This window comes from Marinactinospora thermotolerans DSM 45154 (assembly GCF_900167435.1).
Classification (GTDB): Bacteria; Actinomycetota; Actinomycetes; order Streptosporangiales; family Streptosporangiaceae; genus Marinactinospora; species Marinactinospora thermotolerans.
Genome location: NZ_FUWS01000006.1, coordinates 80,445 through 93,321 on the forward strand (window position 1 = coordinate 80,445; position 12,877 = coordinate 93,321).

The following is a 12,877-nucleotide window of genomic DNA, read 5'->3' on the forward strand; positions in this document are numbered from 1 at the left end:
GTCAGCCGTGCGCGGTGGGGCTAAAAATCGAGACGGTCATCCCACTTTCTGTCCGTATCGATCACGGGGTCCCCGGTTTCCTCACCACTGGACTCTCCGGATCGGCGGGACGGCCCGTTCCGCCAGGAGACGAAGGAAAGAACATTGGAACAGCCCACCATCGTCACGGACGGTCGACGCATCAAGGGCAACCGGCGACGCCGCGCGTTGATCGAGGCCACCTTGCGCGTCATCGAAAGGGACGGTGTCAGCGGCGTGAGCCACCGGACCGTCTCCCAGGAGGCCCGGCTGCCGACCTCCGCCTCCACCTACTACTTCACGGGGCTGGAGGACCTGCTGACCGCGGCCCTGAGCAGCGTGATGACGGAGGACGCCGAACGGGTCCGCCGGCTCACCGCGCCGGGGGACAACCGACACGAACTCGCCCTCCTGTTCGCGGGGGTCGTCGCCCTGCCCGGCCATCTGCTCGCCGAGTACGAGCTGTTCCTCCTCGCCGCCCGCCGTCCCGCCCTCCGTAAGGCGACGGACGAATGGTTGGACGCCCTCAGGGACTTCGCGTACTGCTACACCGACGACCCGGTACGCGCCTGGTACGCGGCGGGAATGATCGACGGAATACTCCTGCATTCCCTCCTCCGGGACGAGAAACCGACCGCGGCCGAGATCGAGACGGCAATTCGCGCCCTGCTTCCCGGACCACCGAGGAATCCGTAGCAGGAAGAAGAATTCAACATCCGCGCGATCCGGGTGCCGTTGTTCCTGCCTGCGCAGAAATACGCTCACCAGCCCGGGAAACGGCCGCGCCACCCGACCTCGACGACTCCGCCCCAGGCGAGCCCGCGGAGCTTTGACGACAGACGACGGATACGAACGAGCTCACAGGAGAGAACGACGGTGAACAGCGCTCTGATGGGCAGACCTCACATCCCCACGGCAAGAACACCCCCGCTGCGCGGACGGCAGCGCGAAATGGCCATGGTCGTCGACGCGCTGGAGAACTCGTGGGCCCGTGAGAGTACTTTCATATTCGTCGAGGGGACCATCGGTTCGGGAAAGACCCGGTTCCTGCGCGAGTGCATCGAGACCGCCCGTGACATGGGGCTCGGCGTCAGCAGGAGGAATCTCCTCCACGGTCCGGCGTCGCGGTTACCCGAGGAGGGCGAAGGGGACGGACGCGGCCTCGTCGTCATCGACGACGCCGACCTCCTCAGCGTGCTGGAGATCGACGGTCTGGTCTCCTCCGAGAAGGGAAGGGGCCGGCAGGGCGTCGTCTGGCTGGTCGCCCGCAGGGTGGGGAACTGCTCCCGCCACCTGCACTCGCGCCTGTCGCTGCCGGGGGACGAGATCCTGCACATCCCCCTCGGGAGCATCCCGCCGGCCGAGGCCGCCGTCTTGGCCGCCGACCTCCTCGGAGCGCCCCTCTCGTTACCCGTGGCCGAACTGGTGAGACGGACCGGTGGACACCCCAAGCTCCTGGTGGAGCTGTTGAACGGCATGCTGGAGGAGCAGACCCTCCTCGTCACCTCCGCGGAGGTGCGGCTCCTGGAGGATCGTCTCCCCGAACGGCTGTACCGCTGGGTCAAGGCGGTACTGGACGAGAGCTCTCCCCAATGCCGTCAGTTCCTGCGCGTCGCGGCGGCGCTCGGGGACCGGATGAGCCTCGACCGGGTCCGGGCGATGCTGGGGCTGCGGCTGGTCGAACTGCTTCCCCTGATCGACGAGGCCCGCGCGCTCGGCCTCATGACGACCTCCCCCGACCTCACCTTCCACAGCCCGCTCGTCCACCAGGTGCTCTCCGCCATGGTCCCCTCCGAGCTGCGGCGCATCCTGCGCCGCGAGGTGGGCGGCCCCCAGCAGCACGAGGGCGGAGGGGTGCTCCTCTCGGAGGCGAAGACGCGCCGCCTCACCGACAAGGAACGCGCGATCGTGCGCCTCCTCGCCCAGGGGATGACCAACGGCCAGGTGGCGCGGCGGCTGACGATCTCTCCCAACACCGTCAACTACCACCTCAAGAAACTGTTCCGGCACTACGGGGTGAACTCCCGGGTCGAGCTGCTCAACGCCGTGGGCGAGGACTGAGGACCGGCCCGACGGCTCCGGAGCCCGGGGGATCGGCTCCGGAGGCCGGGGACGGAGGTCGTCTCCCCGTCCTCACGGACGGTCCCGCTCGTCGACGCGGCGCCGTACCCCGACCACCGAGAAGCGGGACGTGACAAAGGAACCGTGGAAGACCGCGGCGTTGCCCGAGGCGTTGGCCCCGGTCCCGTGGACGTCGGAGAAGATCGACGCCTGCGTCATCAGCCACGGGCCCGTCAGGTCGAGTGAGAGGTTCACCCCGCTCTCCCTCGCGAACTCCTCGGCCTGTTCGCGCACGTCGGGCCGGACCGTGTGCACCCCGGCCACCAGCGATCCGCTGCGCCGCGCCGTCTCCGCCATCGTCTCGAAGGCCTGTTCGGCCGACGGCACCGGGACGGCGAAGTAGACCGGTCCCGGGTGCTCGGTGAAGAGGGCGTCCGCACCCGCCTCTCCCCGGACGATGACCGGCGTGCACAGCTCGGCCGCGGGATGGGCCGGGTGGGACACCCCGGGCGCCGCGTGCAGGACCTCCCCGAACTCGCCCGCGGCGGCGCGGCGGTGGCACTCCAGCGTCTCCGAGTCGCCGATCGCCCCGAGGAGCTCCGCCGACTCGCTCCCCTGGGACAGCAGTCCGTCCAGCGCGGCACCGATGTCGGCGATGACCCGGTCGAAGTCCTTGTGGCCCTCGTCCGTCGCGATCCCCGCCTCGGGAAGGAACAGGTTCTGCGGCCCCGTGCAGAGCCGGCCGCTGTACAGGGCGAGGGTGAAGGCGACGTTGCCCACCAGGCCCCGGTAGTCGCGGGTGGACTCCACGAACAGCGAGTTGACCGCGGAGGTGTGGGTGAAGACCGTCGCCTGGCGGCAGTTCTCCCGCAGCCACGCGCCGAAGTCCGGCTTACCCGTGTAGTCGATGATCCGCACCTCGGGCCGGGTGGCCAGGTCGCGCGCCACCCCCTCGCCGGGGTATTCGGCGGCGAGGCAGACGAGGTCGGGGGCGAACCCCGCCTCGCGCAGCACCTCCCGCGCCACCTCGACGGTCATGGCGAGCGGGAGCACCGCCTCGGGGTGCGGTTTGACCAGGACCGCGTTCCCGGCCGTCAGGGAGGCGAAGAGTCCGGGGTAGGCGCTCCACGTCGGCACCGTCCTACCGCCGATGACCAGTCCGATTCCCCGGGGGACCGGGGAGAAGGTCTTGGCCAGCACCTCCGCGCCGTCGGCGGTCGGCTTACGCCACTCGACCCTCGCGGGGAGACGGGTCTGCTCCGCGAGGACGTGGGCCACCGCCTCCAGGCCCCGGTCCTGGGCGTGCGCCGCCCCGGCGTGGAAGGCCATCAGGCTTCCCTGGCCGCTCGTGTGCGTGGCCGCGTGGGCGAACTCGTGGGAGCGCCGGTTGATGCGGGCGAGGATCTCCGCGCACACCGCCGCCCGCTCCTCGGGGGTGGTCCGCGCCCACCCGCGCATGGCCGCGCGCATGGCCGGGAACAACCGGTCGGGGTCCACGTGCGGATAGGAGATCCGCAGGAGGGAGCCGAAGGGGGACCGTTCCCCGCCCTGTTCCGGCTCGGGCCCCACGAGCCCGTCAACGGCGGGCTGGCCCAACGCGAACGGCTTTCCCAGGCGGGCCTGGAACGCCGCCTCGCCCTCCTTCTCCGCGTCCGGGCCGTAGGCGTCCCGGTCCTCCTCGTAGGCCGCCCAGTACTCCCTCGTCGACACCGCCTCAAGGGCGCGGTCCAGCAGGGGACGGTGCCGTTCGACGAGTTCTCCCACGACGTCGTCGCGGACCGGGGTCTGCGGCAAGCCGGACATGTTCTCCACCTCGTTTCACCAGAACCGCGTCCGTCCACGGACGCGAGCGGGGATGCGCTGCGTCCAGGGCCGCGCGCCCCGCCTCCGCGGGCCCGACCCCTCCCGTCGGGACCGCGGAGGCGGGGCGCACGTTCCCCGGTCTCAGCGCGTGGTCGCGGGAGCCCGGCCCGCCAGTGCCACGAGCAGCGCCCCGACCGCGAGCGCGCCCGCCACCCACATGACCGAGACGATGCCGGTGGCGTCCAGCACCATTCCGCCGACGAACGCGCCCAGCGCGATGCTTCCGTTGAAGACACCGACGAAGAGGGAGGAGACGCCCTCTTCCTCGCCGGGAGCGGACTTCATCATCCAGGTCTGCGCGCTGACCGAAACACCGCCGTAGGACAGGCCCCACAGGATCAGCAGCGCGCCCGCTCCGAGAACACCGACACCCAGCCACGGCGTGAACAGCACCGACAGCGCCAGGCCCGTGCTGAGCACCACGAGCATGGTGCGCGGCGCGTGGGCCGCCCGCGGACCCGACACGAAGTTGCCGATGATGCCGGCGATGCCGTAGACGAGCAGCATCACGCTGATCAGCGCCGCGCCGATACCGGTGACCTCCTCCAGGACCGGCCGGATATAGGTGTAGGCGGCGAAGTGTCCGGTCACGAGCAGTACGGCGATGACCAGGCCGGTGACCACCCGCGAATTGCGCAGCAGCCCCGCCACCCCGCTGAGCCGGGCGGCCTGGGCGACGGTGAGCTTGGGCAGCAGCACGGCCATCGCGACCGCCACGGCCAGCGCCAGCCCCGCGATCACGACGAACGCCGCGCGCCAGCCGACGAGGGCCCCGATGTAGGTGCCGGTGGGGACGCCGAGGACGGACGCCACCGCGATACCGCTGAAGATCATGGAGGTCGCCGAGCCGATCGACCTCTCGGGGACGAGACGCGGCGCGAGTCCGGCGGCGAGCGCCCAGACACCCCCCATGCCCACTCCGACGAGGATGCGGGCCACGACCATGATGGTGAAGTTGGGCGCCCAGGCCGAGAGGAGGTTGGCGCCGGCGAGCAGCACCATCAGCGCGATCAGCACGATTCGGCGGTCCGAACGGCCGATGAGGGTCGGGACGAACGGCGCGGAGACCGCGGCGACCAGACCCGTGATCGTCAGCGTCAGCCCGGCCGTCCCCTCGGAGACGTTCAGGGAGTCACCGATCGGCGTCAACAGGCCGACCGGCATCATCTCGGAGGTGACGACCGTGAAGGTACCGATCGCCACCGCGATGACGGCGAGCCACCCTCTGGTCGGGTTGCGCGTTCCCACACCTGTGGGAGTGGCGACTTCGGAATGGTTGGACATGCGGCCATCAAAACGGTGTGGACCGGGCGGAACAATATCGAATTCCTCATGCTTCAATTAGCTGGGTTCATCGATGCAGTCCCCGGCCCTGAAAGCCGGTCGAGACGGGAGGCGTCCGTGCGAGGTCTGGAGATCAGGGAACTGGAATGCTTCCTGGTCCTTTCCGAGGAACTGCACTTCGGCCGCACGGGGGAACGCCTCTACATTTCGCAGAGCCGGGTCAGCCAGCTCCTGCGCGCGCTCGAACGCCGTGTCGGCACCCGCCTCGTCGCCCGTACCAGCCGCCACGTGCGCCTCACCGCGGCCGGCGAGGAGTTCCTCGCCTCGCTGCGTCCCGCCTACGACGCCCTCGTCTCGGCCGTCGAACAGGCCCGCGCCGCCGCCCACGGCACCGCGCGCCGCATCCGCATCGGCTTCCAGGGGGCCATCTACGAGGAGATCACGCGGGCCATCACCGCTTTCCAGGCCCGCCACCCCGAATGCCGCGTCGACATCGCCGAGATCCCCCTGTCGGACCCGTTCGGCGCGCTGCGACGGGAGACCGTGGACGCCGCGGTGGTCCTGCTCCCGGTGGAGGAACCGGACCTGCACCTGGGGCCGGTGTTCTCCGAGCAGCAGCAGAGGCTCGCCGTCTCGGTGCGCCACCCCTTCGCGCAGCGCGCCCGGCTGGACGCGGAGGATCTGGCCCGCGTCTGCCTCATCCCCCTCACCGGTCCCGCGCCAGAGTACTGGAAGAGGGTCCATTCCCCACAGGTCACCCCGAAGGGCCGCCCCATCCCCCAAGAAGGCGGGGTGCAGACCCTTCAGGAGGGGTTGACGCTGATCGCCGCGGGGCGAGGCGCGATGCTGCTGTGCGGTTCCACCGCCGAGTACAACCGGCGCCGGGACATCGCCTTCGTTCCCGTCGGCGGACTGCCGATGTCCGCGCTCGGCCTGATATGGCCGCGCAGTGGCGAGAGCGCTCATCTGAAGGCGTTCGCCGCCGAGATATCCGATTCCATTTCCTGAGGTCGAAGGAGCGCGGTCATAGGGCCGTCCTTACGGAGGGGAATGGTTGCCCGCCTCCTACCTTCCCCGTTGCCGCGGGGCTACCCATTCGCGTAGTGGCCCCTCACCTTCTCCAGCGGGAGAATCGGTTGTCATGATTCCGACTGCCGACGCTCTCGTATGCGGCTTTGGACCGGGACTGCTGCTCGCCCACGGAGCGGGCAGCGACATCCAGGACAGCTACGGCCCGTTGATCGCGCCCCTCGCCCTCGGCAACACGGTCGTCGGCCCCGACTACCCGGGCTCGGGGGGAACGCCGGCGCCGTCCGGCCCGCCGACCCTCGACGCCCTGGCCGACCACATCGTCGAGAGCGCCCTGCGCGCCGGCGTCGAGACGTTCGCCGTCTCGGGCTTCTCCATGGGGACGGCGGTCGCGGTCCGCACCGCGACCCGTCACCCGGCCCGCGTGACCGCGCTCGTCCTCTCCGCCGGCCTGGCCCGCCCCGACATCCGCCTGCGCCTGGCCGTGGGCACCTGGCGCGCGCTGCTCGGGTCGGGTGACGCGAGGGGGCTGGCCTCCTACCTGACCCTGCTCGTCAACAGCCCGGCGTGGCTGCGGGGCCGCTCCGAGGCGGAGGTGGAGGAGCAGCTCGCCCTGTTCGCCGAGGGGATGCCCCCCGGTACGGACGGGCAGCTCGACCTGTTGAGCCGCCTGGACGTACGCGGGGATCTGGGGCGGGTCGGGGTGCCCACCCTCGTCGTCTCCCCCGTGGACGACCTGCTGGTGCCCCCGGAGCATTCGCGGGAACTGGCCGAGGGCATCCCGGGGGCCGAGCTGGTGGAGCTCGACTGCGGCCACGCGATCGCCGCCGAACGCCCCGCCGAGTGGGCCGCCCTGATCGGCGACTTCCTCACCGCCACCGGCCATCGGACCCCCCACCCGGAGTAGACCGCGCGCCCGCGGCGCCGCGCCTAACCGACCGCCCCGGCCCTCCGCCGGGCGGCCGGGGTCCTCGCGAGCAGCCGACGCCAGCGCGGGAGCGGCACGGCGTGCAGCTCCCGCAACGTCCGTTCGTACCCGGTCCGTCCCGGGTCGCCGGCCGCTTCCGGGCGGTGCTCGGGACCTCCGGTCGGGCGCCGGGCCGGTGGTCCCTCCATGAACTCCTGGGCGACCCGACAACCGGCCACCACTCGCACCGGCCGTCCGTCGACATGGACGGCGTCGCCGCGCACACGGGTCTCCACGAACCGCGCTCCGGGCACCGGTCGTCCACCGTCCTGCGCAGCACCGTGGAACGGGACCGGATTCCGTTGCGGCTCGGCAGGGGCGCGGAACCCTGGCACGGCCACGGAGGTCCACTCGGGCGGGGGACCTGGAATGGGCACCACGGGCGGGGCGGGCGGGGCGGGGAGCCGGTCCGACGGGGCCTCCTCCCGCCGTCCTGGTTCGGGGGAGGAAGGGAGGTTCCCGTGTGCCGGACCGTCCTGGGGTGGGATCGACATGGACTCTCCTGGGGTTCCGGCCGGCCGCCGGCGAGGGGACGTCTCGGTCATCCGGCCCTGCGCAGGGTCTCGGCCGCCAGCCGTACCACGGTGGTGTGGGTGTTCCGGGCGAGCCTGCGCGGATCCGGAACCGAGGTCAACGCGAGGTGCCGGTCGTAGCCGAGCAGGGCGATCGCGGCCCCGCTGCGCCGGACGACGCCGGCCGTCCCGAGCAGGTCGAAGCGCGGGTCGCCCCCTGGAGCCTGTTCGGCGAACACGACGACGGAGCGCCGCGGTAACCCGGCGTCCTCGGCGACCATCAGATCGAGCGCGCGCCCGGCCTGGAACGCGCCTTCACGGGTGGCCGGCACGACGAGGACCCGGGCGTGCGCCGCCGCCAGTACCGCGCGGTCCACGGCCGAGGACGTCTCGGGCCCGCAGTCGACGAGCGTGACACCGAAGAACCGGGACAGCGCGGTGACGACACCGCGGTCGCCGGCCGCGTGCCCGCCCATGTCGTCACGGGTGACGGGAAGGGTCCACAGCCGCTCACGGACGGCGGTCAGGTACGGTTCGATCACCTCGAAGGAGCCGCCTCCGCCCGCCTCCCTGCCGAGGTCTCCGAGGGACAGCCGCGGGCGCACCCCGAACCGGTACTCCAACGACCCCACCCCGGGATCGACGTCGACGGCGAGCACCCGGTCGTGCCGGTAATGGGCGAACACGGTGGCCAGCAACGCGGTGAGGACACCGTGGTCGGTCTCCCCGTCGACACCGCCCACGGCGATCCGGCGGCCGGTGGTGATCGGACGCTGGACGGCTCGGCCGGTCTCGACGGCCTCCCCGAGGTCATCGGCCGGCCACAACGAGCGCGCGACGGCACGGCCGATCCGCCGCATCAGGGAGTCCCCGTGCGGGCCGGTGACCGGCGCGGCCACGGCACCGCGCGCGTGGGGCTCGTCCATCTCGCTGCCTCCCCGGGGGATCGTGTGCGGCTCAGAAGGTGGTGAGGAGACGCCCATAGGTACCGAAGACCCCGATGGTGACCGGGATGAGAGCGACCACCGCGACGGCCTCGATACGTCCGGCGATGCGGCGCAGCCGGGCCCGGACATGCTCGGGCTGCTCCCTCGTGAGGACCACGACGGGGATGATCGCGATCAGCAGCAGAACGGCGACCACCGGCCAGACCGCCCAGGCTGCCTCCTCCCTCCAGGCGAGGGCGGCTGCGGTCAGGACCACCAGGGCGGCGGCGAGCAGCGACACCTTCTGAGAGGCGAGGGGATACATCCGGGACCGGCCCGCGACCACGACCGCGAACAGCGCGGACAGGGCCGCCGTCCATCCGTCGAACTCCGAGGCGAGTCCCACACCAGCCCCGGCGGCGCACACGGCCACCGCGACGACGGCGATGGCCATGCTGCGGTGGGTCGCGGTCAACGCGGCCATCACGTCACCACGGCTCACCTCGCCTCCCGCGCTCCGCCGGTCGTCGAGGGCCGTCAGCCCCGACAGCGCCGAGGCGGCTCGCAGGATCACGCCGAGCAGGACCACGCAGACGACGGCCGCCACTGCGCCGGTCCGAGCCGCGTCCAGCCCCAGCAGGGCGCATGCCGGCCACAACATGGCCAGGAGCGACAGCGCGCCGCCGCCGATCAGGCCGCCCCGGCCGAGACGCGAGATCAGGCCGAGCAGGATGACGAGCAGCCCCGCGAGGAGCGCGGTGCCACCCCACCTGGCCCAGGCCGGCCAGGCGTGGAGATCGGCGCCGGCCCACAGCGCGTACCCACCCAGGACCGCACCGGCGATGGACAGCGCCGTGCCCAGCGGCTCACGCCAGGTGGGGCCGATCGCCGGACCGGTGAGGAAGAGCAGCAGCGCGGCCACCGCGGCGATGGTCACCCCCGTGCCACCGCCGATTCCCACCCGCAGGAAGTGGCCCACGACGAGCGTCAGTGCGGTGAGCACCGCGGTGGCGGTCCAGCGGGCCGCCTCGGGGTTCCAGCGGTCCCGGTGCCCGTCCAGCGCGTCCCCCGCGGCCTCGGGTACCTCGTGGACGACGGGAGCGGGCAACGGGTCCTCGGCCCGGACCAGACGCAGCACCGCGCCATCGGGGATGCCGCGGTCGGCGAGCGTGGACTCACCGTCGAGGATGGCACCGGACGCGGTCGCGAGGTGCAGCGGCCGCGCCGGGCCGTCCACCTCGTCGCCGAGAAGGTGGAGTACCTCGGGCATGAGCGCCCCGACCGGTTCCCGGGCGGGCAGGACGGCGTCGACCCTGCGCCGCCCGCCGACGAGCGTCACCCGGCTCCAAGCGGTCATCGGACCCTTCCATTCGCTGTGTCTGTGCCCGTCACGATCGTGTCCCTGAGCGGGCTACTCGGGGACCTCGGTCACCGCGACGCGTTCAAGGTAGCCGTTGCCGAGCAGCCAACGGATACTCGGCAGTTCGGGCTGCCGGCTGAAACCCGTGGCGTCGACGGAGAACCGGACGCCGCCCCCGTCCCCCGACCCGGCCCCGGGGGAGAGTGAGGCGGTCACCTGGAACGGGTAGACCACGCGGTAACGGTGGTAGGTGCCCTCCGTCCCCCCGTCGCCCGCCTCCTCGGGAACCGTGCGGACCTGCTCCGGCAGGCCGCGCTCGGCGAAGGGGAGGCCGTCGGGGTAGAGCAGCGAACCGCTCTCCTGGCCGAACGCGTCCACGATCTGACCGGTCCGCAGCGTGTGGGCGTAGGAGTCGCCGGTACCGGAGGAAAGCCGTTCACGCACCTCTGCGGCGAGTTCGGCGCTCTGCCGGGCCGCCTGGTCCTCTTCTTCGGCGCTGAGACGTTCCGGAGCGGACTCCGTCGTCGCCACCTGTTGGTACAGCCAGCGGGCCGCCTCGTCCATGGACGCGAACTCCGCGCCCGTACGGCCGCGCTCGAACTCCACGACGCCGATCGAGTACCCGTCCTCGTCCTGGCTGAGCAGGTAGTAGCTGGTGACGTGCGCGGCCGGTGGCCGTGGGTCGCCGGGCAGGACGTAGAGGTCACGGGGCACACCGGCGCGGTCCAGTTCTTCCCGCAGCATCGACAGCGTGACCTGCGTCCCCACCCAGTCGGCGGGCACGGGGGCGATCGCGTCGCCAGGGGGCCCGGCGACCTGCTCGGCCTCCCGCTCCTGGGTGGCGAGGCGGTCCTGGACGAAGGACCAGCCGACCGTCCCCCCGCACAGGACCGCGGCCACGCACAGACCCACGATGATCTTGGTGATGTTCTCGTCCAGCCCTCTGCGGTCCCGCTGCGGGCCGAACAGCACCGCCTCGCGGAGACGCTGGCGGCGCACCGCGACCGACTCCAGCAACTGGCTGTCGTAGTCGCGTGCCATCGGTGTTCCTTTCGGGTCACGGCCGAGGGGCCGATGTCACCGGGGCCCGACACGGGAGGGGAGCCGCCACGACGCTCCCCTCGCCCGTCCCGTACGCGCGGTGACGCTAGATGGCCTGGACGGCGGCGCTGGCCCGGCTGAGAGCGTCCTGGGCGGTGCCGTCGTTGGTCTCCAGGGTCTGGCGGACGAGGCGGATGATCTCACGCACCTCGTTGGCCGCGTTGTGCCACTTGAGCTCCTTGGCGCTGTACTCCTCGGAGACCCCCGTCGCCTCGAAGTCGCTCATCGCGTTGCTCACGTCGACGTCGCGGTCGCCGATCAGGGTCTCCAGACGGGACATGACGGAGTGGATGTTGGTCTGCGCCTCCTGCGAGGCGCCGAGGTCGTAGCTGTTGCGTCCGTTACCGCTCATGAAAGGGCTCCTCGGGGTCGGGGGTCAGGCCGTGCGGAACTTCGCGGCGTCGAAGTTGGCCGCGCTCATGTTGCGCTGGGCCTCGTCGGCCATGGTCTGGTTCCCGGTGGAGAAGGCGCTCTCCATTCCGCGCTGCCCCTCGTTGATCGAGCCGAGACCGGCGTTGAGGTCGGCGGTGATCTGCTCCGAACGGGCCTTGAAGGAGTCGAAGGCCGCCTTGCCCGCGCCGTTGAACTTGCCGGCCAGGGGCTCGGCCGCCTGGATGAGCTGGTTGATCAGGGACCCCAGCTCGTCACTCGATCCCGAGGTGTTGCGAGCGAGGGTGGTCAGGGTCTGGTCGCCGTAGTCCCATCGTGACATCTGTTCACCTGTTTCTCGGTGGTCTGGCGTGCGGACGTCCGCGTCTTCGTCTCCGCACCGAGCGGACGCACCGGAACGACCACGGGTTCCCGCATTCCGGTGTGCGATTCAGCAAATGAGTCAGAAAAGCCTCGCAAGTCAAGGACATGCATAATACAGGTCAAAGATCGTCAGCGCTTTTCGTTTGGAACGCGTGCGCTTGGGGGCGGAGGAATGAAGTTCGAACTGGTGGATCCGGTCGGCTGGGACACCGGGACGCCCGCGCACGATCCCGGACCGGCGCAGCAGGACGACCTCACGCCCGCCTCCGTCTCCGAGCCCCCTCAGCAGCCCGCCGAGCGGCTGCGGACGACAGCGGCGCGGCTGAACGCGCACGTCAGACGGGAGGCCGGCGTGCTCGACGCGACCCTGGCCCGCCTGATGGAACGTGTCGCCGCGCTCGAACCGGCCATGACCGACTCCGGACAGCCCGCATCGCCTCCCCCGCCATCCGGCTTCCGGGCCGGCATGTTCGCCGCGTCCGGCCACTGACCCCCGCCCGCTTCCGCCGCGCGGCGCGGTGGAAGCGGGACCACCAGACGAGCAGAAGGGACGGATCCCCATGTCCGGTTGGGACATCCAGGCCCCCGCGGTCGGCACCGTCATGACGACGGTGGGCGGTTACGTCGGCGGTGAGGACGGCGAGGGCGGTCTGGTCGCCGCGATCGACGCCCTGGGGACCCACGTCGAGGAGGCCGGGACGGCCGCCGACAGCGGGCCCATCGGCACCGCACTCGCCGAATTCCTGGAGGAGTACGGCACGACCCTGCAAGGCATGGTCGCCAAGACGGCCAGCGCCATCACGGGGTGCACCGACGCCACGACCGCCTACCTCGACGGGAACCTGGAGATGGCGGCCGAAGCCCAGAACAACGCCGGCGTGGTCACCGACCTGGACCTGTGACCGGCCGGACGGAACGGGCCGCAGGCGCGCGGACCTCCCGCCGTCCCCTTGGACCGTTCCGTCCCCAAACCCCCTCCGCCGGAGCGAGCGCGGCCCACAGC

13 protein-coding genes are annotated in these 12,877 nt (G+C 71.5%); 6 read left to right on the forward strand and 7 right to left on the reverse strand.

Annotation, left to right across the window (positions count from 1 at the left end):
• Positions 1–144 precede the first annotated feature (144 nt).
• Positions 145–714: a TetR/AcrR family transcriptional regulator gene (locus B5D66_RS11955; RefSeq protein WP_159457257.1), complete on the forward strand. Its 570-nt coding sequence runs from the start codon at positions 145–147 to the stop codon at positions 712–714.
• Positions 715–894: 180 nt separating this feature from the next.
• The gene (locus B5D66_RS26095) at positions 895–2,079 is read left to right on the forward strand and encodes a helix-turn-helix domain-containing protein (RefSeq protein ID WP_235000950.1); all 1,185 of its coding nucleotides are present in this window, start codon (positions 895–897) and stop codon (positions 2,077–2,079) included.
• 72 nt (positions 2,080–2,151) lie between these two features.
• Here B5D66_RS26095 and paaN read toward each other — a convergent pair whose 3' ends face one another.
• Positions 2,152–3,882: a phenylacetic acid degradation protein PaaN gene (gene paaN / locus B5D66_RS11965; protein WP_078761783.1), complete on the reverse strand. Its 1,731-nt coding sequence runs from the start codon at positions 3,880–3,882 to the stop codon at positions 2,152–2,154.
• 141 nt (positions 3,883–4,023) lie between these two features.
• Positions 4,024–5,226, reverse strand: coding sequence for an MFS transporter (locus B5D66_RS11970; protein WP_078761784.1), 1,203 nt, complete (start codon positions 5,224–5,226; stop codon positions 4,024–4,026).
• A gap of 117 nt (positions 5,227–5,343) precedes the next feature.
• Between B5D66_RS11970 and B5D66_RS11975 the strand changes: the two genes are divergently transcribed.
• A complete protein-coding gene (locus tag B5D66_RS11975) occupies positions 5,344–6,234 on the forward strand; it encodes a LysR family transcriptional regulator (protein WP_235000951.1) in 891 nt (296 codons plus the stop codon).
• 133 nt (positions 6,235–6,367) lie between these two features.
• The gene (locus tag B5D66_RS11980; RefSeq protein ID WP_200813625.1) at positions 6,368–7,162 is read left to right on the forward strand and encodes an alpha/beta fold hydrolase; all 795 of its coding nucleotides are present in this window, start codon (positions 6,368–6,370) and stop codon (positions 7,160–7,162) included.
• Between the two features lie 601 nt (positions 7,163–7,763).
• Here the strand turns inward: B5D66_RS11980 and B5D66_RS11990 are convergent.
• From B5D66_RS11990 to B5D66_RS12010, 5 genes are all read right to left on the reverse strand, one after another.
• Positions 7,764–8,660: a MinD/ParA family ATP-binding protein gene (locus tag B5D66_RS11990; protein WP_078761787.1), complete on the reverse strand. Its 897-nt coding sequence runs from the start codon at positions 8,658–8,660 to the stop codon at positions 7,764–7,766.
• 31 nt (positions 8,661–8,691) lie between these two features.
• Positions 8,692–10,017 (reverse strand): type VII secretion integral membrane protein EccD, encoded by a 1,326-nt coding sequence (gene eccD / locus B5D66_RS11995; protein WP_078761788.1) that lies wholly within the window; start codon positions 10,015–10,017, stop codon positions 8,692–8,694.
• Between the two features lie 54 nt (positions 10,018–10,071).
• Positions 10,072–11,061 carry a TNT domain-containing protein gene (locus B5D66_RS12000; RefSeq protein WP_078761789.1) on the reverse strand — a complete coding sequence of 330 codons (990 nt, stop codon included), beginning with the start codon at positions 11,059–11,061 and terminating at the stop codon, positions 10,072–10,074.
• 106 nt (positions 11,062–11,167) lie between these two features.
• Positions 11,168–11,473, reverse strand: a complete 306-nt coding sequence (locus tag B5D66_RS12005; protein WP_078761790.1) for a pore-forming ESAT-6 family protein — start codon at positions 11,471–11,473, stop codon at positions 11,168–11,170.
• Between the two features lie 24 nt (positions 11,474–11,497).
• Complete coding sequence (locus tag B5D66_RS12010) at positions 11,498–11,833, reverse strand: WXG100 family type VII secretion target (protein ID WP_078761791.1); 336 nt, start codon at positions 11,831–11,833, stop codon at positions 11,498–11,500.
• Positions 11,834–12,046: 213 nt separating this feature from the next.
• Here B5D66_RS12010 and B5D66_RS12015 point away from each other — a divergent pair, with 213 nt between their 5' ends.
• A complete protein-coding gene (locus B5D66_RS12015) occupies positions 12,047–12,364 on the forward strand; it encodes a hypothetical protein (protein WP_078761792.1) in 318 nt (105 codons plus the stop codon).
• 70 nt (positions 12,365–12,434) lie between these two features.
• Positions 12,435–12,776 (forward strand): DUF6507 family protein, encoded by a 342-nt coding sequence (locus B5D66_RS12020; protein ID WP_078761793.1) that lies wholly within the window; start codon positions 12,435–12,437, stop codon positions 12,774–12,776.
• Positions 12,777–12,877: the final 101 nt, after the last annotated feature.

Coding starts and splice junctions, on each gene's coding strand:
- paaN (WP_078761783.1), bottom strand. CDS start 3,882: ATGTCCGGCTTGCCGCAGACCCCGGTCCGCGACGACGTCGTGGGAGAA.
- B5D66_RS11970 (WP_078761784.1), bottom strand. CDS start 5,226: ATGTCCAACCATTCCGAAGTCGCCACTCCCACAGGTGTGGGAACGCGC.
- B5D66_RS11980 (WP_200813625.1), top strand. CDS start 6,368: ATGATTCCGACTGCCGACGCTCTCGTATGCGGCTTTGGACCGGGACTG.
- B5D66_RS11990 (WP_078761787.1), bottom strand. CDS start 8,660: ATGGACGAGCCCCACGCGCGCGGTGCCGTGGCCGCGCCGGTCACCGGC.
- eccD (WP_078761788.1), bottom strand. CDS start 10,017: ATGACCGCTTGGAGCCGGGTGACGCTCGTCGGCGGGCGGCGCAGGGTC.
- B5D66_RS12000 (WP_078761789.1), bottom strand. CDS start 11,061: ATGGCACGCGACTACGACAGCCAGTTGCTGGAGTCGGTCGCGGTGCGC.
- B5D66_RS12005 (WP_078761790.1), bottom strand. CDS start 11,473: ATGAGCGGTAACGGACGCAACAGCTACGACCTCGGCGCCTCGCAGGAG.
- B5D66_RS12010 (WP_078761791.1), bottom strand. CDS start 11,833: ATGTCACGATGGGACTACGGCGACCAGACCCTGACCACCCTCGCTCGC.
- B5D66_RS12015 (WP_078761792.1), top strand. CDS start 12,047: ATGAAGTTCGAACTGGTGGATCCGGTCGGCTGGGACACCGGGACGCCC.
- B5D66_RS12020 (WP_078761793.1), top strand. CDS start 12,435: ATGTCCGGTTGGGACATCCAGGCCCCCGCGGTCGGCACCGTCATGACG.